This window comes from Niveispirillum sp., from assembly GCF_017996735.1.
In the GTDB taxonomy this organism is placed as follows: domain Bacteria; phylum Pseudomonadota; class Alphaproteobacteria; order Azospirillales; family Azospirillaceae; genus Niveispirillum.
Window position 1 is genome coordinate 1 of the sequence record NZ_JAGOGJ010000082.1, and the last position, 24745, is coordinate 24745.

Consider the following 24745-nt stretch of genomic DNA (forward strand, 5'->3'; position numbering starts at 1 on the left):
CTGCTCCGGCACGAAGGTGCCGAACAGCTTGTCCCAGATGATCAGGGTGCCGGCATAGTTGCTGTCCAGATAGCGGGGGTTCGACCCGTGATGAACGCGGTGATGGGAGGGCGTGTTCATCACCGCCTCGAACCAGGAAGGCATGCGGCCGATGGATTCCGTATGGATCCAGAATTGATAAAGCAGGTTCAGCGACGAGGCGAAGATCAGGATGGCCGGATGGAAACCCATGAAGGCCAGCGGCAGCTTCAGCACGAACAACCCCATGATGGCGCCGGTCCAGGGCTGGCGCAGGGCCGTTGCGAAGTTGAAATGCTGGCTGGAATGATGGACGACATGCGACGCCCACAGCCAGCGGATCCGGTGCATGAACCGGTGCGCCCAGTAATAGCGCATGTCGTCGATGAGGAAGCAGGCGACGATGGCCCAGACCGAGGTGCCGATATCGAACAGCCGGTGGTCATAGACCCAGAACATGATGGCCGAGATGCCACCACCGATCAGCAGGCCGGAAAACAGCCCCGTGATGACATAACCGACCCCCATGGCGAGGCTGGCGGCGCTGTCCCGCGTCTCGTAATGCGCGCGCAGCAGGTTCAGGCGCATCAGCAGCAGTTCAAGAACCAGCAGCAGCAGATAGAGCGGGCTGGCCAGGGTGGCGACATCGGGATAGCTCAGAGTGTCCGGCATCGTTTCTTCCCAGATATTGTTGTTATTTGTGACGAAGCGCTTCCAGCCGCATGCGCCAATGCGCCGCTTCCGCCGCATCGGCGAAGGCCAGGCGGAAGGACGGGGCCGTGAAATCGGCCAGCGACAGGGTCAGCACCCCGTCGCGCATGGTCCAGCCAACCAGGTTCCCGGCCCCCACCACACGCGCCGTGGCATGGTGCCCCATGGACAGCAGCAGGCCGAACCGGTCGGCCATGCCCAGATCGATCAGGGCCGACAGCCCGTCCCGCGACAAGGCGGCACCGGTGGCCGGCATATCCGGCTGCATCTCCCGGAACCGGGCCAGCGCCGCCTCCCGGTCGGGCATCCGGTTCAGCCGGCTTTGCCCCAGCAGATGGTGCAGCAGGATGATGAACAGGATGAACAGCGTGCTACCCACAATCAGATATGGAAGTGTCATCGGGTTCCGCCCTTAAAGACAGGGCGATGATATTCGGGCAGGCCCCCCGCCGATCGTGCCAAAAAATCATCACCTGATGACTTCCATGGATGCATGAACAGGCGGCTGGTCATGTATGTTGGGGATGAGCAATCGAACCAAGTCTGGGGGACGCGATGGACGGGGTGCCTGACCTGCAGGGCCTGCTGGCGCGACAGCAGGAGGCTGTCCGCCGTCACGGCGCGCCGGGCCTGAAGGCGCGGCTGGCGGCCCTGGACGGCCTTTCCCGTCTGGTCCGCCGGCACCAGGGCGACCTGATCGACGCTGTCAGCGCCGATTTCGGCAACCGCGCCCGGCAGGAGACGGAACTGGGCGAGTTGATGCCGCTGCTGAACGGCATCCGGCATGTGCGTCGGCACCTGAAGGGCTGGATGCGGCCGGAGCGGCGGTCGGCGGGGCTGGCGTTCCAGCCGGCGTCGGCACGGGTGGAGTATCAGCCGCTGGGCGTGGTCGGCATCCTGTCGCCCTGGAACTACCCGCTTTTCCTGACCTTGGGGCCGCTGGTCGATGCGCTGGCGGCGGGTAACCGGGTGATGATCAAGCCCTCGGAACTGGCAGCCCGCACGGGGCACCTGCTGCACACCCTGCTGGCCACCCTGTTCCCGCAGGATCAGGTCACTGTGGTGACGGGCGGGGCGGAGGTGGCGGCGGAATTTTCCCGCCTGCCCTTCGATCATCTGGTCTTCACCGGGTCAACCCGTGTCGGGCGGGCCGTGATGCAGGCGGCGGCGGGCAACCTGACGCCGGTCACCCTGGAACTGGGCGGCAAGTCGCCGGTGCTGATCCTGCCCGATTATCCGCTGGACAAGGCGGCGCGCACCATCGCCATGGGCAAGTTTTTCAATGCCGGCCAGACCTGTGTGGCGCCCGACTATGTGCTGGTGCCGCGCGACCGGATGGACACATTCGCCCGGACGCTGATGCGGCGGGTGGAGGAGATGTACCCCGCCATCGCGGGCAATCCCGACTATACCAGCATCATCACCGACCGCCACCATGCCCGCCTGTCGGCATTGGTGGCTGATGCGGGCGGGCAGGTGCTGCGCCACCGCGACCCCGGCGACCCGGCCCGCCGCCTGTTCCCGCCCACCCTGCTGATCGACCCGCCGACCGACAGGGCGGTGATGCGGGAGGAGATTTTCGGGCCGGTCCTGCCCATCCTGCCCTATGACAGGGTGGAGGATGCGCTGTCCTTCATCAATGAACGGCCCAAGCCGCTGGCCCTTTACTGCTATTCCGACGATGCCCGCCTTGTGGCCGAGGTGCTGGACGGCACAAGGTCGGGCGGGGTCACGGTGAATGCCACCATGCTGCATGTCGGGCAGGAGGATCTGCCCTTCGGCGGCGTGGGTGAAAGCGGCACCGGTGCCTATCACGGGCGCGAGGGGTTCCGGCGCCTGTCCCATGCCCGCGCCGTGCTGCGCATGGGGCGGTTCAACCAGTCGCATCTGGTGGCCGCCCCCTATGGAAAACTGACGGGCTGGATCACAAGGCTGTTCATCGGAGGGGCATCATGAACCTGCGCCGTTTGCAGCATTTCGAGGCTTTGTACCGCCTGCAGAGCTTTGCCCGCGCCGCCGACGAACTGGCCATCACCCAGTCGGCGTTGAGCCGCAGCCTCCAGAAGCTGGAGGAGGAACTGGGCGCGGTGCTGTTCGACCGCACCACCCATTATGTCCGGCCCACCGATGCCGGCGACCGGCTGATCCGGCCGGTGCAGGACGTGCTGGCCGCCGCCGGCAATCTGGACAGTGCCGCCAACCAGTTGAGCCGTCCGGGTTCCGGCACGGTGCGCGTGGGCGCCGGCCCCTATCCCATGAACCCGCTGCTGACCCGCACCATCGGGCGCTTCGGCGCCGCGCATGCCGGGGTGCGGGTGACGGTGACGGGCGGCACGGCGGACGTGCTGCTGCAGGGGCTGGTCGACCGCTCCCTGGACCTTGTCGTCTGCGATATCAGCAAGTTCGACGGGTCCGCCTATGCCGACGAGGTGGTGGTGACCGCCCTGCCGCGCGAGCCGCTGATGATCGTCACCGCCGCTGCCCACCCCCTGCCCGAGGGGCGGGGACGGCGCGAGGCGGTGGAACAGCGGCCCTGGGCCCTGCCCCGTCCCGCACCGGGCAGCGAACACCGCTTCGCCCCCGCCATCCGCACCCGCATCGCCCAGCGCAGTTTCCCCGATTACGAACTGGACAGCACCCTGGCCTGTCTGGAGGTGGTGCGGCAGGGGGCCGCCATCACGGTCGTTCCCCGGTCCCTGGCCCTGGCCGCCAGCCGGGACGGGTCCCTGACCTGCTACGCCATGGCGGCGGGCGAACAGACCAATGACGGCATCCACCTGCTGCGCAACCGCAGCCAGAGTGCGGCTGTTACCGCCTTCGTGAGGATGCTGCGGGAAACGGCACAGGCCGTGGTGACGGCGGGGTGACGGTTCAGGTCGGTTGGGCTGCCCTCACCCTCCCATCGGCTGGCACCAATGGGCCCCTCCCTCTCCCACTTCGTGGGCGAGGGGTGAAACAAGCTGCATTGCCTATTTCCGCCCCTCGCCCGCTTTGCGGGAGAGGGAGGGGCCCGCCCGCGTCAGCGGGGGGGAGGGTGAGGGCAATGGGGATTGCCCCCTCACGCAAACGTCACCTGCCTGCCGTTACGCAGCACCGGGATGGCATTGCGGCGCAACTGTTTCGTGCCGGGGTTCAGGATCACTTCCGGACTGTATTGGGCCAGATAGACGCGGCGCATGCGGTCGGTGCGGTTGGCGCCCGTGGCGTGCAGCAGCAGGGAGGAGAAGGCGACGATACTGCCGGCCGGCACCTCCACCACCACGCCTTCCTCATCCCCGGTCCAGCCGACCAGATCGTTGGTGCCGGGCTGGCGTACATGGGGCACGATGCCCTCACGCGTGGCGGGCACCTGGCTGAAGGGCAGGACACGCACGGTGCCGTTTTCGATGGTGGTGTCGTCCAGCGTACACCAGCAGGTGAGATAGGGCTTGTGGTCCGGCGGGCCACCATTGCCCACGACATAGCCGCTGTCCTGATGCCAGCTGAAGGACATGCCGCCGCCGGCCCCCTTCACCACATACTGGTCATAGAAGAAATAGGCATCGTCGCCGATGGTGGCGCGGCAGATGTCGGCCATCACGTCGGAGAACAGCATTTCGCGCAGTTCCGGCTGCACCCGCTGACATTCGCCCGCGAAATAGCGGTTGCCGCGATGGGTGATGCCGTCGACATCGACGCCCAGCGCGTCCAGGCGCGCATCCTCCCGCTCCACCATGCGGCCGCACTGGGCGCGCAGGATGTCGAGCAGCGGGCCTTCCAGCACGCGTTCGAAAATCGCATAGCCTTCACGCTGGAACTGCTCGCGCTGCTGTTCGTACTTCATGGTTTCCTCCTCCTATGGGCTGTTGTTGGAAACCATTCTGCGGCCGGATCAGCCATCGTATCCAATCGAATTGCATCACGACTTCATTCGTGAATACTATGTCCCGATGCGCATGCGACAGATCGAGGCGTTCAGGGCGGTGATGATGAGCGGCGGTGTCACCGCCGCCGCATCCATGCTGAACATCTCCCAGCCATCGGTCAGCCGCCTGATCGCCGATCTGGAATATTCCGTGGGCTTTGCGCTGTTCGAACGGCGCGGCGGCAGGGTGCATCCCACGGCACAGGCCGAAACCCTGTTCGAAGCGGTGCAGCGCTCCTTCACCGGCCTGGACCTGCTGGCCCAGGCTGCGCGGCGCATAAGGGCGCATCCGGTGGGCACGGTGCGCATCGCCTGCCTGTCGGCCCTTGCCACCACGATCCTGCCCCCCGTGCTGCGCCGGTTCCGGGAACGGCATGCGGAGGTGAAGGTGACGGTGGAGGCGCTGGGCCAACGCGCCATCGAGGATCGGGTGTTCCTGGGTCAGGCCGATCTGGGTATCGGTGTGGCCACGCCCCCGCGTGAGGGCATCCGCGTTACCCCCCTGATCCGCGCCGATTATGTCTGCGCCCTGCCGCCGGGCCACCGGCTGCTGGAACGGGAAATGGTGCAGGTGGCGGATCTGGCCGGGGAGAGCTTCATCGGCCCCATGCATGAGGCCGACGCTCTGTGGAACGGCATCGACGCGGCGCTGGCGGCGCATGGGGTGATGGTCGACAGGCTGCTGGAATGCCAGCAATCGCTGCCCATCTATGCCTATGTCGAGGCGGGGCTGGGTCTGGCCATTGTCGAGCCGTTTTCGGCCCGGCTGTTCCGCCGGCTGGGCGTGGCGGTGCGGCCCGTGCGGCCGGCCATCGGCTTCGACTTCACCCTGCTGGAACCCGATATCGGCCCCACCCCGCCGCCCATTACCTGGCTGGCCGAGGCCGTATGGCAGGAGGCGGAAGCCTGTCTTCGGGCCGGGTCATAGCATCCGCGCATGAGCTGTTGAGCGATTGCGATTGGACGGGGCGGGTATAAAGCAGCCAAGCAGAAGCATCCGCCACAGGGAGGGTTCCCGATGCCCCGGCTTCTGATCCTGCAATCCGTCTGGGGCATGGATAAATGCCCCGGTTTCGATGTCTGGAACGATCTGGAAACGGCGCTGCAGGCGATAGTGGATGCGGGGTTCGATGGGGCCGGCACCAATCTGGTGCGCAAGGAACGCACCGCCGTCACCTCGCGTTTCATGAATGAACGCGGGCTGGCCTGGGAGGCGCAGGTTCTGGCCCGCACCGCCGACGAACTGGACCGGTTCGCCGAAGAAGCGGCCGCCCTGTCCGCCCATCATCTGAATGTACAGATCGCCGGGCCGCTGGACCGGGTGGCGGACGCCGTGCGGCTGGTGGAAAGCATGGAGCGCGTGCGGGAGCGGGCGGGCCTGCCCATCCTCTATGAAACCCACCGTGCGCGGCTGACACAGGATCTGCCGTTTTTCCTGCGCATGCTGGACGCCCTGCCCTTCCTCCCGCTGACGGCCGATCTCTGCCATTATGTCGTTGCCGGAGAGTGGGAATTACCTGTCGACGGTGCCAGACAGGCAGGTATCGATCGAATTTTGCGGCAGGCAAAGGCCTTTCACGGCCGTGTCGCCACGGCCCATCAGGTGCAAGCCCCCATTGGTGGCCATCATCAGCCGTGGCTGGACCTGTTCCTGGACTGGTGGAAACGGGGCTTCCAGCAGTGGCGGCAGCAGTCGCAACCGCAAGACAGTTTAAGCTTCATGGTCGAACTCGGCCCCCCACCCTATGCCGTGGTGGACACAGCCGGCCGTGAACTGACTGACCGGTGGCAAGAGGCGAAACGGCTGAAGGATCTGGTGCGCGCCTTATGGACGTGAACGGCCGCCGCATCCGATTTGGTCACCCTTCCGGACTTCCCTTTGACAGCATCACCCGCCTTCCGGTTTTCACCACATACGTATTCACGGCAGCCGGTAAGCCGAAGCAGCCCTTAGCAAAAAGACAGATAAATTAAATATAACTTGCAAATATACCTTGATATTAATTTTTAATAGCGGTTTTTATTTAGTATTTTTCTTATCTTCCGTACCAATAAATCCACCTATAAGAGCATATAGTGAAAACATTCCCCTTTAGGTGCAATTGCGATGTGATCCGTTGTGGGGCATGAAGGATGGGCCGGACACCGGCCCATAAGGAGGAAACATGCCCCGCTCCCCCCGTACAATGCTGACCTTTGCCGCCCTTTCGCTGCTGGGCATCGGGTCCGGTCATGCGGCTGAGACACGCACCTACGCCCCCTATCCGGCTGAACCCGGCGGCAAGCCGGCACAGGTGAGTGTGGAGGTGACGGGCAGACCCGGCGCGCGGGCCTTCCGCCTGACCAGCACGGCACCGCAGCGTGAAGGGGCGCCAGGCACCCGGGAGATCACGGAGAAGGGCCCCTTCGTCCGCACCGGCGACAGCCTGTTCGACGCCCTTTTCGCCCAGGCGGTGGATGACGCGGCCCTGGCCAGCGTCGGTTCCATCCGGGACGAATGGTACAATAACCGCCAGCCCATCCCCTGCCCCTGTTTCGAAACGGGGGAGAAGTGGAACTATGTCTGGACGCGCGACCTGTCCTACGCGCTGGACCTGGGTCTGGCGGGGCTGGACCCACACCGCGCGGTGGACAGCCTGCTGTTCAAGACGGGCACGCTCCGTCCCGGCGTGCCCGTGCCGCCGGAACTGCCGCCCGGATCGACGCAGATCGTGCAGGATACCGGCTCCGGCGGTTCCTGGCCGGTCAGTACCGACCGCAGCACCTGGGCATTGGGGGCGGAAGCCGCACTGGCCAACCTGCAGGGCGCGGAGCGGGCAGATTTTGCGGCCAAGGCCTTCAACGCCCTGCGCGGCACGCTGGAGGCCGACCGTGTCGCCGCCTTCGACACGCGGGCCGGGCTTTATAATGGTGAACATAGTTTCCTGGACTGGCGCGAACAGAGCTACGCCCCCTGGGTGCGGCAGAACCTGTCGGCCCTGGCCGAAAGCAAGGCCCTGTCCACCAACGTGACCCAGTATCGGGCACAGCGTCTGGCCGCCCGTCTGGCCCGTGAATTCGGGGAAACGGCAACGGCCGCCCGCTATGATGGTTGGGCCGATGCACTGGCCACCGCCATCGATGCCGGTTTCTGGGATGCGCAGGCCGGCATGTATGCCACCTACACCTCCGCCGACCTGACGCCGGCCCTGATCGGGAAATACGACCTGCTGGGCAATGCGCTGGCCGTGCTGTCGGGCGTGGCGCCGCCGGACCGGGCCAAGTCGATCTTCGACCGCTACCCGTTCGCACCCTTCGGCCCGTCCGTCGTCTGGCCGCAGGCGCCGGGCGAATATGTCTATCACAACCGCGCCCAATGGCCCTTCGTTACCGCCTATGCCGTGCGCGCCGCCGCACAGGCGGGGCATGTGGCCGCCGTGGATCGTGGGCTGGCCGCGCTGGAACGGGCCGCCGCCCTGCATTTGTCCAACATGGAAAATCTGGAATGGCTGACGGGCAAGTCACAGTTCGATGACGGGCCGGAAATCAATTCAAGGCGGCAGCTCTGGTCCGTCGGCGCCTATTACGGCATGGTGGTGGAAACCATCTTCGGCTGGCATGCCAGGGCCGACGGCGTCCGCATCAGCCCCACCCTGACCAGCGCCACACGCGACCGTTTCGCCGGGGCCGAAGCCACCCTGTCCAATCTGGAATATGCGGGCCGCAAGGTTGAGATCGCCCTGATCCTGCCGCCCAAGGCCGCCGCCGGCGCGCTTTATCCCGTGGCGGGCGTCAGCCTGAACGGCAACCCGGTCACCGGACCGATCACGGCGGCACACCTGCGCGACGGCGTGAACCGGATCGAGGTGCGGTTCGGCACTGCCCTACCCTCCGGCAGCACCGTCACCGACCTTCCCCTGATCGACGCGGTCAGCCACGCCGAACCGCACGCCTTCATGCCCTGGACCCCGGTGATTACCGCCGCACGGCGTGATGGTGGCACCACGCGGCTGGACATCGCACCGCCGCGCGACAAGACGCCGGTAAAGTACCGCATCCTGCGCGACGGGGTGACATTGGCCCGGGACGTGGCGGGACAGAGCTGGACCGACCCCGCCCCGCCCGCCACTGCCCAGACCGCCTGCTATTCCGTCGTTGCGGTCCATGTCTCCACCCGCATCGCCTCGCAACCCTCCGCCCCTGCCTGCCTGCGTGGCGATGCCGCCCATACCCTGGCCGTGGGGCGCAAGGCGGTGTTGGGTCAGACCCTGGAATTGGGGGAGATGACGCTGCCCACCGCCGGCCGCTACGCCCTGGGCACGCTTTATGACAATCACAGCTTCGCGCTGAACACCGGCGTCACCAACGGGGTGAAGCGGCTGATCCTGGTGGCCGCCGACGGCACGAAACACAGCGCCATCATCCAGATGCCGCATGTCGAACCGGAAGGCGACAAACACCCGATCCGCCCGTCCACCCGCGCCATCTTCGACCTGCCCGCCGGTCGCTACCGCCTGTCGCTGGAGGATTTTTTCAACATGAGCGGCCTGTCCACCAACATCACCTACAGCGCCACCGGCGGCAGCGCCGGCCCGGTGAACGAGGCGATGATCGAGGCCCTGACCATCGACAAGGTGGCGGGGCCGTAACGTTGGTCCCTCACCCTCCCGTTGGCTGACACCAACGGGCCCCTCCCTCTCCCGCCAAGCGGGCGAGGGGCGGAATAGGGCTCTCGGCCAAACTTCGCCCCTCGCCCACGAACGCGGGAGAGGGAGGGGCCCGAACGCGCCAGCGTTCGGGAGGGTGAGGGCAACCCCATCCCCACAAGCTCACCCCACCTCGCCCACAAACGCCCGCTCTCGATAATCGAACCAGTCGAAATCCGCCGCCAGCCGTGTGCCCGCCATATCCTGACAGGCCATGCCGACAAAGGCGCCGGTGAAGTTCGGCGCACCGGGGCTGGTCGCCTCATCCGACAGGATGCTGGCATCGAACTGTTGCGGCAGCCAGACCCAGTCGCCCCCGTCCACCCGAAAGGCAAAGCGCAGCCTTTCATAATCGATCTCCGCCCGCAGCGTCACCGGGCCGGGCGGCAACGGGATCGGGTCGGTGAAGGCATCGGCCTGCGTGCTGTCCGGCAGGGCCGACATCACCCGCAGATGCTTTCCCTGCCCCTCATCATGGCTGACATGGAGATAATGGAATTTCGTTCCGCCATAGTAACAGACCAGCCCCGCCGCCTGGTGGAAATGGTTTGGCTCGTAATCCAGTCTTGTTTCCATGCTGACGCAGAAGGATTGCAGGCGCCGCGCCACCAGGGCCTGACGGTACTGGCTGCCAATCGTTTCGGCCCCGTAAAGGCGTAGCCAGCCGGGCCGGGCACTCAGGCTGAACAGTTCGTCGGGAAAGGGGGAGCGCAGCCATTGGAAGTCGATGGGCAAATCCGGCCCGTCGAAATCGGTCCTTGCGGGCGGGGTCGGAAAGACATGCGGCGGCAGGCCCGGCGACGGGGTGGTCAGGGCCGGCAGCCCCCGCCCATCCACGGTGCGCAGCCAGCCATCGGGGCCCCAGACCATGCGCTGGATCGCCGTTTCCCGGCCCAGCACGCAGCGCCCCCGGTTGGGCAATGGCCGGCCACAGAGATAGACGGCATAGGTATCACCATCCGCCGTTTCCACCAGATCGGCGTGCCCCGCCCGCTGCAGCGGCGCATCGGGCCGCGTGCGCGAACTGAGGATGTAGGTGTCGGGGTGCAGCTCATACGGCCCCATCACGTTCCGCGACCGCGCCATGGTGACGGCATGGTTCCACCCCGTCCCTCCCTCCGCCGTCAGCAGATAGTACCAGCCGTCCCGTTTATAGAGATGCGGCGCCTCCGTCAGGCCCAGCGCCGTGCCCTTGAAGATCACTTGGCCTGTCCCGATCAGGGCGCGGGTCTTCGGGCAATATTCCTGCGCCACGATGCCGGCGAAACGGTTGCGCCCGGGCCGATGGTCCCACAGCATGTTCAGCAGATATTTGCGCCCGTCATCGTCATGGAATAGCGACGGGTCAAAGCCGCTGCTGTTCAGATGGACGGGGTCGGACCAGTCGCCATCGATGCGGTCGCAGGTCACCAGATAATTGTGGAAATCGCGCAGCGACGCGCCCGACGCCCCGCCCACGGTCGTGCGCCCATAACGCTTCACATCGGTATAGATCAGGTAGAACAGGCCGTCCGCATGGGTCAGGCACGGCGCCCAGACGCCGCAACTGTCGGGCGCGCCCAGCATGTTCAACTGGCTGGCCCGGTTCAGGGGCCGCGACAGCAGCCGCCAATGCACCAGATCGCGCGAATGGTGGATCTGCACACCGGGGAACCATTCAAAGGTCGATGTGGCGATGTAATAGTCGGGCCCGACCCGCACGATGGACGGATCGGGGTTGAAGCCGGGCAGGATGGGATTGCGGATCATGGCTTATTTCTCCCGTACCAGGGTCCAGAGCAGCACGGCCCCCACAAGGTCCAGCACGCCGAGCGCCAGGAAGAATGGATCATACCCGACCTTGGCCACCAGCCCGCCGATCAGCAGCGAGAAGAGCAGCACCCCCAGATTGCCCATGGTCCCCGCCATGCCTGCCACCGTCGCCACCTCGTTGCGGCGGAACAGGTCCGACGCCAGGGTGATGACGGTGACGGACAGGGTCTGGTGCGCGAATCCGCCCAGGCAGAGCAGGGCGATGGCCAGATAGGGGCTTTCCACCCGGCCGACAAAGGCCATTCCCACCATCATGACAGCGCCCAGGGTAAAGGCCCCGCGCCGCGCGTTCAGCAGGCTGAAGCCGCGCCGGTGCAGGAAGGCCGCCACCGTCGGCCCGAACAGGCAGCCCAGATCGGCCGCCACAAAGGGCAACCAGGCAAACATGGCGATGGCCGCAAGATCAAAGCCCCGCACCGTCGTCAGATAAAGCGGTATCCAGAAGGCCAGCGTTCCCCAGGTCGGGTCGGCCAGGAAACGCGGCAGGGCGATGCCCCAGAAATTCCGCCGTTTCAGCAATTCCTTAATGGCAGGCCGCGTGCCGTCGCCCGTCAGGTGGCTTTCCTGCCCGGCCGCGATATGGGCGCGTTCGGCATCCGACAGGGCCGGATGGGTGGCCGGCGGGTGATAGAATTTCAGCCACGCCACCACCCAGACCAGCCCTAGTACACCTGCCAGGACAAAGGCCATCTGCCAGTTCCAGAACAGGATGGCCCAGGCCACCAGCGGCGGGGCCAGCATGGACCCGACCGAGGCGCCGATATTGAACACGCCGCCCGCATGCCCCCGCTCCCGCGCCGGAAACCATTCCGCCACGGCCTTCATGCCCGCCGGATTGGCCGACCCCTCCGCCAGCCCCAGCAACCCACGCAACCCCATCAGCACCGGCCAGCTATTGGCCAGCCCATGCGCCATGGTCAGCAGCGACCAGGCCGTCGCGAAAATGGCGAACCCCATCTTCAGCCCGATCACGTCCAGGATATAGCCGCATAGCGGCTGCATCATCACGCCAAGCTGAAACGCCCCCGTGATCCAGCCATATTCCTGGGTCGTGATGTTCAGATCGGCCAGCACGGTGGGCGCCGCGACGCCCAGTGTCGCCCGCGACAGATAGTTGATGATGGCGCCCAGCATGATCAGCCCGATCATCCACCAGCGCAGCGCCTTGATCGTCCGCGACCCCATTCAAAACCCCCTAGAGCGGTTTCAGCCGAGCGTAAACCGATCCGGCGGCGACCGCCGCGGCGCCGGCGACTGAGGAACAGAAAAGTCAGCGCTGGCTGACGGTCAGGCTTTCCAGCACGGCATTGTCATCGATGCGCCAGAGTTTGACGGTGTGCCGTCCGGCCTTCAGCCCCTCGAAACGCGCCGTGACCGTGTGGCCGTTATTCTTCACCGCCTCTACCCAGGCCACCTGTTCGGGCGTTGCGGCGGCCCCCGGCGTGGGGATCAGGTGCGAAACCACGGTCTGCACCGGCCCATCATCGATGGACACACCGATGCGGATACCCTGCCCGCCGGTGGTATCCAGCGTCGGCGACAGCCGGAGCTGCACCTCCGCCGCCCCATCCTTGGCCAGGGTGACCCCATAATCCAGGCGCATGCCGTCGGCCGGTGCCGTCGCGGGTCGCCCCTGCGGCAGGGCCAGCACCGCATCCCCGCGCCCCAGATAGGGCACCACCTGCCAGGACAGGCCCTTGGCCCCCACGGCCTTGTCGAACTTCGACGCCGGCAGGGTGGTCACCACCGGATCGGCCTTACGATCGGTCGTGAACCTGATCTGTGCCGCCATGCGGTCGGGCGGGGTGTCCAGGGAGACGCGGCTGATGCTGGGCATGCTCTGCTGACTTGGCGTCTGCCAGATCACATAGCTCATATGGACCTGATTCATCATGCCGTTCCATTTGCCGCCATTCAGCGCATGGTACTGCGCCGTCAGGTCGGCATCCCTCTTGAACGTGCGCTCCACCTCATTGGCGAAATAATCGGCGCGCGGGTCGTTGCGGGTCATCAACCGCTTGTTCCAGGCCGCCGCGTAATACATCTCGTACAGGTTGGCCAGCGCCAGGACCGGATGTTCGACAAGCTGGAAATAGGCGTCCATCTGGTCGGGCCGCAGCCGCGCCTTGATCTTTTCGACCTTGGCGACCAGCACCCGCCATTCCTCCACCATCCGGCCGAAATCACCACCATCCAGCACCGGCCCCATGCCCTCGCCCAGGGGGAAACTGTCCTGGTCGATCAGTTCCGGCTTGCGGCGCGAGGAATAGGTGCCATAGGTCTCCACCACCTCGGCGATATCCTTTGCGACATCCGCGCCAAAGGTCTGCGCCGCCCATTGCACGGGCCAGGACGACAGGACGGACGGCGTCATCGCCGCCGGGTTCCAGGCCATGTCCAGGAAGAATTCCAGCGGATATTCCATCGGCTTGATATCGCCGACATTCACGATCCAGATGTTCCGCGCCCCGCTTTCAAAGGCCAGGTCCATCTGCTGCCAGACCTTGGATATCTGGTTGGTGTTGAGCCATTTATAGTTCCGGGGACCGCCGACATAGTCGAAATGGTAATAAACACCATAGCCGCCGGCCCGGTCGACCGGATCGCGCCCCGCCACGGGCAGGCGGCGGATCTGGCCCCAGTTATCATCGGCGAACAGCAGGGTCACATCATCCGGCACCCGCATGCCGTGGTCGTAATAATCCTGTACTTCCTTGTACAGCGCCCAGAGCTGCGGCGTCTGCTCGGGCGGCTTGCCCGTCACATCGGCGATGATCTTGCGCTGATCGGCAACGATGGTTTCCAGCAGCTTTGTGGCCGTATCCTCGGCCATCGGCTCGTCCCCATCACCGCGCATGCCCATGGTGATCAGGCTTTCATAAGAACCCCCGCCGCCCTTCGACATCATGCGCTCGATACCACCGCGCCAGAAGGCGCGCAGATTGTCGGCATTGGCGCTGTAATCCCAGCGGCCGCCGGTGACGCCCTTATCCTTGTTGCGGTGCCACTCATGCTGGGCGCGGGTCATCGGCTCGTGATGGGAGGTGCCCATCACCACGCCCATCTCATCGGCCAGTACCATGTTGCGCGGATCATCATCGTTGAAGGCCTTGGGCGCCCACATGGCGGGCCACAGATAATTGCCCTTCAGACGCAGCAGCAATTCAAAGACATGGCCATACAGGTCGGCATTGATGCCGCCGAACTTGGCCCGCGCCCAGCCGCCGAAGGCCGGTTCCTCATCATTGATGAAAAAACCGCGATAGCGCACCTGCGGCCGGTCGGCCCGGGCGCCGGCCACGAGATACAGATTGTCCCGCCGCGTCACCGGCACATCGGCCCACCAGACCCAGGGCGACACCCCGATGCGTTCCGACAGGTCATAGGTACCGAACACAGCGCCCCGCCGGTCGGACCCGACAATGACCAGCGCGCGCGGGATGCCCGGTGCGGGCTTGTTCACCACCACCTGCCGGAAGCCTTCCCACTCCCCGGCCAGACCGTCGGGCTTCAGCTTCCCGTCCTTGACCAGACCGTCAATGATGGGGCTGGCGCCCAGAACGCCGATAATGACGACCGGCCCCTTCACATCCGCCAGTGTCGCCGGGGCTGCCGCCGCACTGCCGCCCACGCGGCCCAGATCGGCGCGCAGACTGTTGGCGGCATGTTTCACCGCCGGGTCGGCACCGGCATCGACATAGACCGGCACCGCCTGCCCCGCCCGGATCAGGGCCAGGCTGCCGGCCTTTTCCTTGGCACAGACGCTGACCGGCGTATCACAGGCCAGGACCGCCGGCACGGCCAGCAGCGACAGCAACGCGACAGCCGCCACGCACAGGGAGCGGGCGACAGAAGGGCGGCCCGGACCGACCGGGCATGCATGATTTTCCAACCGCAAGACGTTTCCTCGTTCGTTGACGCCGATGTTGCCCATCGGTCGCATGGACCATGCCGGGATGTCTTTATGGGAGCGGTAACAATCGCCGCCGCAAGCCACCCGGAATTGACTGGTATGGTAGTATACATGTCAGCAACCAACAAGATCGTTCTTGCGGCTCACCATCCATCCAGCCCCGCCGCCAAAGCAGGTGACGGATGCGGGGAAACCGTCCGTCGCAGCGTCGCCAATGGGTTAGCTTGGGGTCACCTCTTACCCAGACGGAGTGGATGCATGTCCCCGCTTTTCCCCGACCGGCGCATTGAGGCACTGCTGTTCGACATGGACGGCACGGTGCTCAGTTCGATCAAGTCGGCCGAACGCATCTGGGCCGCCTGGGCGGAGCGGCATGGGCTGGACGTGGCGGCGTTCCTGCCCACCATTCATGGTATCCAGTCGGTGGAAACCATCCGGCGCCTCGGCCTGCCCGGCGTCGACCCCGTGGCCGAGGCTGCCGCCATCACCGACGCGGAGATCGAGGATGTAGACGGTATTGACCCCATCGCCGGAGCCGGAGCCTTCATCGCGGCCCTGCCGCCCGCGCGCTGGGCCATCGTCACCTCGGCCCCGCGCCGGCTGGCGCAGGCGCGGTTGGCGGCAGCGGGCATTCCCCTGCCCCGCCTGCTGATCGCGGCGGAGGACGTGACCCGGTCGAAGCCGGCACCCGACGGGTTCCTGCTGGCCGCCGAAAGGCTGGGTGTGGGGATCGGGAATTGTCTGGTGCTGGAAGACAGCCCCGCCGGCATCGCGGCGGGGGAGGCATCCGGTGCGGCCGTGCTGGTGATCACCGCCACCCACACGCACCCCGCGGCCACGATCCATACGAGCGTGACGGATTATACGGGCCTGTCGGTCACTGTCGCCACCGACGGCAGCGTCACCGTGCGGGCTTGAGCCGATCAACCGGCCACTCAGCCCTCACCCTCCCAAACGCTGACGCGTTCGGGCCCCTCCCTCTCCCGCAACAGGGGCGAGGGGCAAAACAAGCCCACCATCCAAACTCCGCCCCTCGCCCACGAACGTGGGAGAGGGAGGGGCCCGCCGCGAAGCGGTGGGAGGGTGAGGGGCGAAACAAGCCCACCATCCAAACTCCGCCCCTCGCCCACGAACGTGGGAGAGGGAGGGGCCCGCCGCGAAGCGGTGGGAGGGTGAGGGAAAAACCGCCTCCCAAAAAAGAACCCCCGCCCATGGAGTGGGCGGGGGCGCCTGAGTTGCAGCGATGGGACGCTGCTGGGAGTTAAGCTTTACCGGGCCAGCCAGCCGCCATCCACGGGCAGGGTGATGCCATGGACATAATCGGCAGCGGCAGAGGCCAGGAAGACGGCGGCGCCACCCAGGTCCGACGGAGAGCCCCAGCGCGCGGCCGGGATGCGGGCCAGGATGTCGCGGTTGCGGTTCTCGTCGGCGCGCAAAGCTTCGGTATTGTTGGTGGCGAAATAACCGGGGGCGATGGCATTCACATTGATGCCCTTGGCCGCCCATTCATTGGCCAGCAGCTTGGTCACGCCGGCAATGCCGCTCTTGGACGCGGTATAGGAGACGACCCGGATGCCGCCCTGGAAGGACAGCATGCTGGCAATATTGATGATCTTGCCGCCCGACCCTTGCGCGATGAACCTCTTCGCGACCGCCTGAGCCAGGAAGAACGGCGTCTTCAGATTGACGTCCAGGACATCGTCCCAGTCGGTCTCGGAAAATTCCAGCGCGTCGGCACGGCGGATGGTGCCGGCATTATTGACCAGGATATCGATGCGGCCAAAGGCGGCGGTCGCCTTTTCCACAATCTCCGCCACCGGCGCACCGGTGCCCAGATCGGCGGAAACAAACGCGAACTTCCCGCCCGTGGCTTCGACGGCACCCTGCGTGTCGGTGGGCGTGGACCGGCCCACGGCCACGATGCTGGCCCCCGCCTGGGCCAGCGCCACCGCGATGCCCTGGCCGATCCCGGTATTGGCACCGGTTACCAACGCCACCTTGCCGGAAAGGTCGAAGGGATTGCTCATGATGGGATGCTCCCCTATCGGGTAAGAAATGCGGCCGCCCCGGGGGGACACCCCGTTGAGAAGCGGGGGTCCAGGGGTCACAGGCACCAAACGATGGTGATCATCCCCCCCTTTGGTTCCCGCGTCTCAACGGGAAGGCAGGGGAGATGCAATCCGTACCTCAACGCAACTGGCAGATATCGATCACCTTCATGTCGGTGTAATCGAGGTTCTCGCCGCCCATGGCCCAGATGAAGGAATAATTGGCCGTACCGCTGCCCATATGGATGGACCAGGGCGGGGACATCACGGCCTCGCCATCGGCCACCACGATGTGGCGGGCGGCTTCCGGCTCGCCCATGAAATGGAAAACGCGGTTGTCACCGGCCAGATCGCAATAGAGATACACTTCCGACCGGCGGTCATGCAGGTGCGGCGGCATGGTGTTCCATACCGAACCCGGCTTCAGCATGGTCAGGCCCAGCAGCAACTGCGCCGACTGGCAGGTGGCCGGCACGATATACTGATAGATCGTGCGCTCATTGCTGGTTTCCAGGGCGCCACGCTCCAGCGCCACCGCGTCCTGGATGCCGATCTTCTTGTTGGGGAAGCTGGCATGGGCCGGCGTGGACACCAGATAGAACCGGGCCGGGCTGGCGGCATCGGCGGACGCGAAGCTGACATCCTTCGCGCCCATGCCGACATAGAGGCCGTCCTTGTTGCCCAGTTCATAGACCGTGCCGTCCACCGTCACCGAACCAGCACCGCCGATATTGACGATGCCCAGTTCACGGCGCTCCAGGAACGGGTGACCGGCGGCCGATGCCGGCTCGGTCTGGTGCGGCAGGACAACGGACCCCGCCACCGGCGTGGCGCCGCCGACGACAAAACGCTCATTATGGCTATAGTTCAACACCACCTGATCGGCCACGAACAGGCCGCTCATCAGATAGCGATCACGCAGATCGTCATTGCTGGCCCCCTGCATCATGACGGGGTGGGTGGCGTGATAGGTCTTGGCGAACATATTGTTACTCCCGGATTTTTTGGTATCAGGCCCGACGGCCGTTCCTGGCCATGCCGGATGCGCCGATCACAGTTTGTAGGCCTTCTTGGGCAGGTTGTAGGACAAGTCGACAATGACCCCCGCCGCCTCATCCTCGTCCAGCCGGTGTTCCGCCACCATGCGGGCCAGGAAGGCGCTGTCCACGCGGCGAGCCACGTCATGGCGGGCGGGAATGGACAGGAAGGCACGGGTATCGTCGTTGAACCCGACAGTGTTGTAGAAGCCGGCCGTCTCCGTCACCTGCTCGCGGAAACGCATCATGCCTTCCGGGCTGTCATGGAACCACCAGGCGGGACCCAGCTTCAATGTCGGGTAATGCCCGGCCAGCGGGGCCAGTTCGCGGGCATAGGTCGTTTCGTCCAGGGTGAACAGGATGATCGACAGGCGCTTGTCATTGCCATAGCGGTCCAGCAGCGGCTTCAGCGCGCGGATATACTCGGTGCGCGACGGCACGTCCGCGCCCTTGTCGCGGCCAAACCGCTCGAACACCTGGCCATTATGGTTGCGGAAGGCGCCGGGATGGATCTGCATGACCAGACCATCCTCGATGCTCATGCCGGCCATTTCGGTCAGCATCTGGCCTCGGAAGGCCTCCGCCTCGGCCGGGGTGACATCGCCCTTCAGCACCTTCTGGAACAGCTTTTCCGCATCGGCGGGCGACAGGTTCTCGGTATTGGCCGTGATATGGCCATGGTCGCTGCTGGTCGTGCCAACCGCCATGAAGTCCTGGCGGCGCTTGCGGTGGGCGTTCAGATAGCCCTTCCAGCTATAGACATCCTCCCCCGTCACTTCCGCAAAGGCGCGCATGGCGGTGGGGAACTGTTCATGTTCGGGGTCGATCACCGCGTCGGGGCGATAGGCGGAGATCACCCGCCCCCCCTTCCATCCGCTGGCAAGCACCTTGTGATGGTGGTCCAACGTGTCGGTCGGCCCCTCAGTCGTCGCGATCAGTTCGATGTTGAACCGTTCGAACAGGGCGCGCGGGCGGAAGGCATCGGTCTTCAGCGCCGCATCGATCGTGTCATAGTAATGGTCAGCGGTGTCAGCCGACAAGGCGACATCAATGCCGAAGACATTGGTGAACACATAGTTCATCCACAGCCAGCTTGGCGTGGCGCGGAACAAGTGGAAATTCGACGCGAACAGGTGCCACGCGGCACGCGGATCGGCCTTGGACGGGCCCGACCGGTCGCCCACGCCCACATCCTCCATGGCGATGCCCTGGCTGTACAGCATGCGATAGACATAATGGTCCGGCGACAGCAGAAGCTGCGTTGGGTTGCCGAAATTCTGATTGTCGGCAAACCAGGACGGGTCCGTATGCCCATGCGGGCTGATGATCGGCAGGCCCTTGACCAATTGATACAGGCGCCGCGCGATGGCGCGGGTGCCGGGTTCAGCGGGGAACAAACGGTCTTCGTGCAGGGCCAGGGGCTTGGACATCGATAACACCTTGCGGACGCGGAACAACCGGGATGGCGACGCTTCCATTAGGTAACCGGTGTCATGGCGGAAGACAACAGGATTGTTGCACCGGGCAAAGGATTTTTTCAGGCCCTTACCGCAAACCAATGTCCAAATGGGCGGGGCCGACGGGCGACGGCCGTTCTGCTTGCGCCGGCTCAGCTATGCAGGCCAGGCGCCTCCTGCCCGGTATGCGCCACATATTCCGTATAGCCGCCGCCATATTGGTGGATGCCGTCCGGCGTCAGTTCCAGCACCCGGTTGGACAGCGCCGCCAGGAAGTGCCGGTCGTGCGACACGAACAGCATGGTCCCCTCATAGGCGGCCAGCGCCGTGATCAGCATCTGCTTGGTGTCGAGGTCGAGATGGTTTGTCGGCTCGTCCAGCACCAGGAAGTTCGGCGGGTTGTACAGCATGATCGCCATGACCAGCCGCGCTTTCTCCCCACCGGACAGCACCCGGCAGCGCTTTTCCACGTCGTCGCCGGAGAAGCCGAAACAGCCGGCCAGCGCGCGCAACGACCCCTGGCCCGCCTGCGGGAAGGCACTTTCCAGCGCTTCGAACACCGTCTGCTCCCCGTCCAGCAGCTCCATCGCGTGCTGCGAGAAATAGCCCATCTTCACGCTGGCGCCGACATTGACGGTCCCGGTGTCGGGCTGGTCCACGCCCGCGATCAGCTTCAGTAGCGTCGACTTGCCGGCACCATTGACGCCCATCACGCACCAGCGTTCCTTGCGGCGGATGGTGAAATCGAAGCCCTGATAGATGGTCCGGCTGCCATAGCCCTTGTGCACATTGCGCAGGACCGCCACATCCTCGCCCGAGCGGGGGGCCGGGGGGAACTCGAACATCACCGTCTGGCGGCGTTTGGGCGGCTCGACCCGGTCAATCTTGTCCAGTTTCTTGACCCGGCTCTGCACCTGACTGGCGTGCGAGGCGCGGGCCTTGAACCGCTCGATGAACTTGATCTCCTTGGCCAGCATGGCCTGCTGGCGTTCAAACTGTGCCTGCTGCTGCCGCTCGTTCAGCGCTCGCTGCTGTTCATAAAAACCGTAATCGCCGGAATAGCTGGTCAGCGATCCGCCATCGATCTCGATGATCTTGTTGACGATCCGGTTCATGAATTCCCGGTCGTGCGAGGTCATCAGCAGGGCGCCGTCATAGCCCTTCAGGAACCCTTCCAGCCAGATCAGGCTTTCAATGTCCAGATGGTTGCTGGGTTCGTCCAGCAGCATGGCGTCGGGCTTCATCAGCAGGATACGGCCCAGCGCCACACGCATCTTCCAGCCGCCAGACAGCGCGCCGACATTATTGTCCATCATCTCCTGGCTGAAGCTGAGACCGGCCAGCACTTCGCGCGCCCGCCCCTCCAACTCATAGCCGCCCAGCTCATCAAAGCGCGCCTGCACCTCGCCATAGCGCTCGATGATGGCGTCCATCCGGTCGGCCTGGTCGGGATCGGCCATGGCTTCTTCCAGGCTCGCCAGTTCCTTGGCCACCTCACTGACCGGGCCGGCACCGTCCATCACCTCCTGAACCGCGCTGCGGCCGGACATTTCGCCGACATCCTGGCTGAAATAACCGATGGAAACCTGCTTCTCCACCGACACCTGGCCCGTATCGGGCTGTTCCTCGCCCGTGATCATCCGGAACAGGGTGGTCTTGCCGGCCCCGTTGGGACCGACCAGCCCGACCTTCTCCCCCCGGTTCAACGCCGCGGAGGATTCCAGGAACAGAATGCGATGACCATTGTGTTTGCTGATATTTTCGAGGCGGATCATGGGTAGCCGGGTTCCAGGGGCGCAGATGGGCCCCCTTATGCCACAAGATGCGGGACGCGCCAGCGCCCTGATCAGCCCCGACACCGCCCTGTTGCGCAGTTCAGCCCAGCGCCCCCCGATATACGCAAAATCTGCGGCAATCTTGTCCGCTGTCTCTTCGCTATACCCTGCCCGGCCGGCTTGCCATGCTGTCATCAACGGCGACACCTGATCGCCGCGTGATGACAGGGAATGGAAACATGGCCAAGACAAGCGTTCTGCCCGCGGCGTTCACCGCCGGGCTTCTGACCGGCATCGCCGCCCTGCCCGCCCTGGCCCAGGACGATACACTGGCGCTGGAAGAGATCGTGGTGACGGCGCGCCGCCAGACGGAGCGGCTGCAGGATGCGCCCGTTGCCGTCACGGCCCTGTCGGCGGATGCGCTGGACCGGCTGGGTGCCTCCGACCTGGGCGACCTGCAGGCCGCCGTGCCCAACCTGACCCTGCATGAAGGCGACGCCTCGAACGCCGTTGTCTATATCCGCGGCGTGGGGCAGATCGACAGCCTGGCCTTCGCCGATCCCGGTGTCGGCATCTATCTGGACGACGTCTATCTGGGCCGCGCCCAGGGCGCCTTCCTGGATGTGTTCGATACGGAGCGGGTGGAGGTGCTGCGCGGTCCCCAGGGCACGCTTTATGGCCGCAATACCATTGGTGGCGCCGTCAAATTTGTGTCCAAACAGCCCGACGACCGCACCGCCGCCAGCATCGAGGCCACGCTCGGCGATTATGACCGCCGCGATGTGAAGGCCTCCATCCGGGGTCCCCTGATCCCGGAAAAACTGGCTGGTAGTGCCGCTGTCGCCTACCTGTCCCGCGATGGCTATGCGAAGAATTCCGTGGATGGCAAGGATGATGGCGATCAGGACACTTTCGCCTGGCGCCTGGGCTTGAAAGCCACGCCCAGTGACCGGTTGACCATCAGCCTGTCCGCCGACGGGTCCGACGACCGGCCCGACACGTCGCGCACCCCGGCCCGCGCCACCGCCGTCTTCGGCACCCCGATCAATGCCGACCCGTTCAAGGTCGATGCCGATTTCAACGGGCTGAACAAGCTGTCCGTGCGTGGCGTGGCCGCCCATATCGGCTGGGATGCCAGTGATACCCTCAGCCTGAAATCCATCACCGCCTACCGGACCATGGATTACGACACGCATCTGGACCTGGATGCCACGGGTGCCGCCATTTTCGGCGTCTTCGTGGATGAGGCGCAGAAGCAGTTCAGCCAGGAATTCCAGGCCAATGTGCGGACGGACCGTCTCGACGGCGTCTTCGGCCTCTATTATTTCCGTGAACATGACAAGACGGAAAGCGGCCTTGCCGGCCCTGTCATCAGCTTGGTCACCAACTCCCTGAATGATCAGACCAACCGCTCCTACGCCGCCTATGGCCAGGGCAGCTATCACGTCACCGACGCCCTGTCGCTGACCGCCGGCCTTCGCTACACGTATGAGAAGAAGGATTTCGACCGTATCCAGGAATTCTTCGCGGCGACATCCCCCATCCCCCCGGCGCTGGGCACCGGCCTGCGCATCACGGATGTAAAGACGGGCGACAACTGGTCGTCGCTATCGCCCAAGCTGGGCCTGGATTACAAGGTCAGCGAAGATGTCATGGCCTATGCCAGTGCGGCGCGCGGGTTCAAGAGTGGCGGTTTCGACGGCCGCTCCAACAACCCGGCCCAGGCCGTCGCCTATGATCCGGAAACCATGTGGTCTTACGAGGTGGGCCTGAAATCCAGCCTGCTGGACCGGCGCATGACCCTCAATCTGGCCGGCTTCTACAATGACTATAAGGATTTGCAGCTTTCCTCCTTCGTGGCCGACAGCACGGGCGGCTTTGCGGCCCTGTTCACCAATGCCGGTGCGGCCACTACCAAGGGGCTGGAACTGGAACTGACGGCGCGGGCCACGCAAGACCTGACCCTGTCAGCGACCGCCGCCTGGCTGGATGCGCAGTATGATGAATATAAGGGGCCGGGCGGCACCGACATTTCCCACCTGCGCACCCCCGTCAATTCCCCGGAATGGAGCTTCCGCTTCGGCGCCAACTGGCAGCGGGAGATCGGCGACGCCGGTCGGGTGATCGTCGATGGCGATCTCTCCTACCGGTCCAAGACCTATCCCACGGTCAGCAGCAGCGAAGTGCTGGCCCAGTCCGGCTACGCCCTGCTGAATGCCCAGGTGGCGTTCCAGACGGCGGATGAGCAATGGACCGCCACCGCCGGCATCCGCAACATCACCGACAAGGGCTATATCAGCCACGGTTTCGACCTGTCGGACAGTCTGGGCTACCAACTCGCCTATTACGGTGCCCCGCGCACCTGGTCGCTGGGCCTGAAATACCGCTACTGACGGGGGTTGCTGTGACGCTGGACCCGCAATCGCTGGCCTTGCTGGAAAGTTTTCGAAAAGCAGGCGGCACCGCCATCGACGATGTCGATATGGCCACCGCCCGCCGCGACTATGACACGCTGTTCGCACAGCTTGGCGGGCCGGTACCCGACACCGTGTCGATCCGGATGGAGACGGTGCCCCTGGCCGACCATCCCCTGCCCCTGCGGCTCTACCGTCCCCGCGCGGTGACGGGACCGGCCCCGGTACTGTTGTTTTTCCATGGTGGCGGCTGGTCCATGGGCGGCCTGCCCTGCTATGACGCGCCGCTGTCGCACCTGGCGGCCGACAGCGGTTTTATCCTGGCCAGCGTCGGTTACCGGCTGGCGCCGGAAAACCCGTTCCCGGCGCCGCTGGACGATGCGCTGAACAGCACACGCTGGGCCCTGTCGCAGATCGGCTTGCATGGCGGTAATCCCGCCCGGCTGCTGATCGGTGGGGACAGCGCCGGCGCCACTCTCGCCGCATCCGTGTGCCAGCTTCTATCACCCGCTGAACAGCGCCCTAAGGGGCAGGTGCTGTTCTATCCTGTTCTGACCCTGGCCGATGGTGACGCTCGGCTGGTCTCGCGGCAAACCAACGGCAATGGCGACTATTTCCTGTCACGTGAGGGTATCGCCTGGGCCAAGGGCAATTACCTGTCGGACCCGTCGCTGGCGTTCCTGCCGGCCGTGTCCCCCCTGCTGGCACCCGACCTGCGGGGCTTGCCGCCGGCCCTGCTGGTCACGGGCGGGTATGACCCGTTGCATGACGAAGCGGCCCTTTATGCCGCCCGGCTGCGTGATGCCGGTGGTCAGGCTGAACACCTGACATATCCCGGCACCTTTCACGGTTTCATGTCCTTCTGCGGCGCCCTGGATGTGGGGCGGCAGGCGATCCGCGAGGTTGCGGACCGGATGCAAAGGATGGTGTAGGTGATCTCCCACCGCCGGGCTTTGTGTCTGGTGGTCCTT

Annotated in this window: 18 protein-coding genes; 8 read left to right on the forward strand and 10 right to left on the reverse strand. The window is 65.1% G+C overall.

Annotated elements, in window-relative coordinates; all coding sequences use genetic code 11:
* The coding region (locus tag KBA48_RS21780; protein ID WP_292910325.1) for a sterol desaturase family protein at positions 1-690 on the reverse strand (690 nt) is incomplete at its 3' end.
* Between the two features lie 22 nt (positions 691-712).
* Positions 713-1129, reverse strand: a complete 417-nt coding sequence (locus KBA48_RS21785; RefSeq protein ID WP_292910326.1) for a hypothetical protein — start codon at positions 1127-1129, stop codon at positions 713-715.
* Positions 1130-1284: 155 nt separating this feature from the next.
* Between KBA48_RS21785 and KBA48_RS21790 the strand changes: the two genes are divergently transcribed.
* Together KBA48_RS21790 and KBA48_RS21795 are read left to right on the forward strand one after the other, a co-directional pair.
* Positions 1285-2685 carry a coniferyl aldehyde dehydrogenase gene (locus KBA48_RS21790; protein WP_292910328.1) on the forward strand — a complete coding sequence of 467 codons (1401 nt, stop codon included), beginning with the start codon at positions 1285-1287 and terminating at the stop codon, positions 2683-2685.
* Positions 2682-3596 (forward strand): LysR family transcriptional regulator, encoded by a 915-nt coding sequence (locus KBA48_RS21795; RefSeq protein ID WP_292910330.1) that lies wholly within the window; start codon positions 2682-2684, stop codon positions 3594-3596. The genes KBA48_RS21790 and KBA48_RS21795 overlap by 4 nt, the downstream gene beginning before the upstream one ends.
* 191 nt (positions 3597-3787) lie before the next feature.
* Here the strand turns inward: KBA48_RS21795 and KBA48_RS21800 are convergent, their stop codons facing one another.
* On the reverse strand, positions 3788-4552 hold the full coding sequence (locus tag KBA48_RS21800; RefSeq protein WP_292910331.1) for a phytanoyl-CoA dioxygenase family protein: 765 nt from the start codon (positions 4550-4552) through the stop codon (positions 3788-3790).
* Positions 4553-4658: 106 nt separating this feature from the next.
* On the opposite strand from KBA48_RS21800, the gene KBA48_RS21805 reads away from it, so the two are divergent.
* The 3 genes from KBA48_RS21805 to KBA48_RS21815 all read left to right on the forward strand — a co-directional run bounded on the left by KBA48_RS21805 (position 4659) and on the right by KBA48_RS21815 (position 9261).
* Positions 4659-5561 carry a LysR substrate-binding domain-containing protein gene (locus KBA48_RS21805; RefSeq protein WP_292910332.1) on the forward strand — a complete coding sequence of 301 codons (903 nt, stop codon included), beginning with the start codon at positions 4659-4661 and terminating at the stop codon, positions 5559-5561.
* 90 nt (positions 5562-5651) lie between these two features.
* Entirely contained in the window at positions 5652-6470 is an 819-nt protein-coding gene (locus KBA48_RS21810; RefSeq protein ID WP_292910333.1) for a sugar phosphate isomerase/epimerase, read from the forward strand.
* Between the two features lie 328 nt (positions 6471-6798).
* Positions 6799-9261, forward strand: coding sequence for a hypothetical protein (locus KBA48_RS21815; RefSeq protein ID WP_292910334.1), 2463 nt, complete (start codon positions 6799-6801; stop codon positions 9259-9261).
* Positions 9262-9441: 180 nt separating this feature from the next.
* Here KBA48_RS21815 and KBA48_RS21820 read toward each other — a convergent pair whose 3' ends face one another.
* From KBA48_RS21820 to KBA48_RS21830, 3 genes are all read right to left on the reverse strand, one after another.
* Positions 9442-11067 (reverse strand): glycoside hydrolase family 43 protein, encoded by a 1626-nt coding sequence (locus tag KBA48_RS21820; protein WP_292910336.1) that lies wholly within the window; start codon positions 11065-11067, stop codon positions 9442-9444.
* A 3-nt stretch (positions 11068-11070) separates the two neighbouring features.
* Complete coding sequence (locus KBA48_RS21825) at positions 11071-12315, reverse strand: MFS transporter (protein ID WP_292910338.1); 1245 nt, start codon at positions 12313-12315, stop codon at positions 11071-11073.
* Positions 12316-12400: 85 nt separating this feature from the next.
* A complete protein-coding gene (locus KBA48_RS21830) occupies positions 12401-15022 on the reverse strand; it encodes a glycosyl hydrolase 115 family protein (protein ID WP_292910339.1) in 2622 nt (873 codons plus the stop codon).
* A gap of 279 nt (positions 15023-15301) precedes the next feature.
* On the opposite strand from KBA48_RS21830, the gene KBA48_RS21835 reads away from it, so the two are divergent.
* Complete coding sequence (locus KBA48_RS21835; RefSeq protein ID WP_292910340.1) at positions 15302-15961, forward strand: HAD-IA family hydrolase; 660 nt, start codon at positions 15302-15304, stop codon at positions 15959-15961.
* Positions 15962-16311: 350 nt separating this feature from the next.
* On the opposite strand, the gene kduD is transcribed toward KBA48_RS21835, so the two are convergent.
* From kduD to KBA48_RS21855, 4 genes are all read right to left on the reverse strand, one after another.
* Positions 16312-17070, reverse strand: coding sequence for a 2-dehydro-3-deoxy-D-gluconate 5-dehydrogenase KduD (gene kduD, locus KBA48_RS21840; RefSeq protein WP_292910341.1), 759 nt, complete (start codon positions 17068-17070; stop codon positions 16312-16314).
* A gap of 160 nt (positions 17071-17230) precedes the next feature.
* Positions 17231-18076, reverse strand: a complete 846-nt coding sequence (gene kduI / locus KBA48_RS21845) for a 5-dehydro-4-deoxy-D-glucuronate isomerase (RefSeq protein ID WP_292910342.1) — start codon at positions 18074-18076, stop codon at positions 17231-17233.
* A gap of 66 nt (positions 18077-18142) precedes the next feature.
* On the reverse strand, positions 18143-19558 hold the full coding sequence (gene uxaC / locus KBA48_RS21850; protein WP_292910343.1) for a glucuronate isomerase: 1416 nt from the start codon (positions 19556-19558) through the stop codon (positions 18143-18145).
* Positions 19559-19737: 179 nt separating this feature from the next.
* Entirely contained in the window at positions 19738-21360 is a 1623-nt protein-coding gene (locus KBA48_RS21855) for an ABC-F family ATP-binding cassette domain-containing protein (RefSeq protein WP_292910344.1), read from the reverse strand.
* A gap of 239 nt (positions 21361-21599) precedes the next feature.
* Between KBA48_RS21855 and KBA48_RS21860 the strand changes: the two genes are divergently transcribed.
* Both KBA48_RS21860 and KBA48_RS21865 read left to right on the forward strand, forming a co-directional pair.
* Positions 21600-23753: a TonB-dependent receptor gene (locus KBA48_RS21860; RefSeq protein WP_292910345.1), complete on the forward strand. Its 2154-nt coding sequence runs from the start codon at positions 21600-21602 to the stop codon at positions 23751-23753.
* 11 nt (positions 23754-23764) lie between these two features.
* On the forward strand, positions 23765-24706 hold the full coding sequence (locus tag KBA48_RS21865; protein WP_292910346.1) for an alpha/beta hydrolase: 942 nt from the start codon (positions 23765-23767) through the stop codon (positions 24704-24706).
* The last annotated feature ends 39 nt before the right edge of the window (positions 24707-24745 follow it).

Coding starts and splice junctions, on each gene's coding strand:
- KBA48_RS21785 (WP_292910326.1), bottom strand. CDS start 1,129: ATGACACTTCCATATCTGATTGTGGGTAGCACGCTGTTCATCCTGTTC.
- KBA48_RS21790 (WP_292910328.1), top strand. CDS start 1,285: ATGGACGGGGTGCCTGACCTGCAGGGCCTGCTGGCGCGACAGCAGGAG.
- KBA48_RS21795 (WP_292910330.1), top strand. CDS start 2,682: ATGAACCTGCGCCGTTTGCAGCATTTCGAGGCTTTGTACCGCCTGCAG.
- KBA48_RS21800 (WP_292910331.1), bottom strand. CDS start 4,552: ATGAAGTACGAACAGCAGCGCGAGCAGTTCCAGCGTGAAGGCTATGCG.
- KBA48_RS21805 (WP_292910332.1), top strand. CDS start 4,659: ATGCGCATGCGACAGATCGAGGCGTTCAGGGCGGTGATGATGAGCGGC.
- KBA48_RS21810 (WP_292910333.1), top strand. CDS start 5,652: ATGCCCCGGCTTCTGATCCTGCAATCCGTCTGGGGCATGGATAAATGC.
- KBA48_RS21815 (WP_292910334.1), top strand. CDS start 6,799: ATGCCCCGCTCCCCCCGTACAATGCTGACCTTTGCCGCCCTTTCGCTG.
- KBA48_RS21820 (WP_292910336.1), bottom strand. CDS start 11,067: ATGATCCGCAATCCCATCCTGCCCGGCTTCAACCCCGATCCGTCCATC.
- KBA48_RS21825 (WP_292910338.1), bottom strand. CDS start 12,315: ATGGGGTCGCGGACGATCAAGGCGCTGCGCTGGTGGATGATCGGGCTG.
- KBA48_RS21835 (WP_292910340.1), top strand. CDS start 15,302: ATGTCCCCGCTTTTCCCCGACCGGCGCATTGAGGCACTGCTGTTCGAC.
- kduD (WP_292910341.1), bottom strand. CDS start 17,070: ATGAGCAATCCCTTCGACCTTTCCGGCAAGGTGGCGTTGGTAACCGGT.
- kduI (WP_292910342.1), bottom strand. CDS start 18,076: ATGTTCGCCAAGACCTATCACGCCACCCACCCCGTCATGATGCAGGGG.
- uxaC (WP_292910343.1), bottom strand. CDS start 19,558: ATGTCCAAGCCCCTGGCCCTGCACGAAGACCGTTTGTTCCCCGCTGAA.
- KBA48_RS21855 (WP_292910344.1), bottom strand. CDS start 21,360: ATGATCCGCCTCGAAAATATCAGCAAACACAATGGTCATCGCATTCTG.
- KBA48_RS21860 (WP_292910345.1), top strand. CDS start 21,600: ATGGCCAAGACAAGCGTTCTGCCCGCGGCGTTCACCGCCGGGCTTCTG.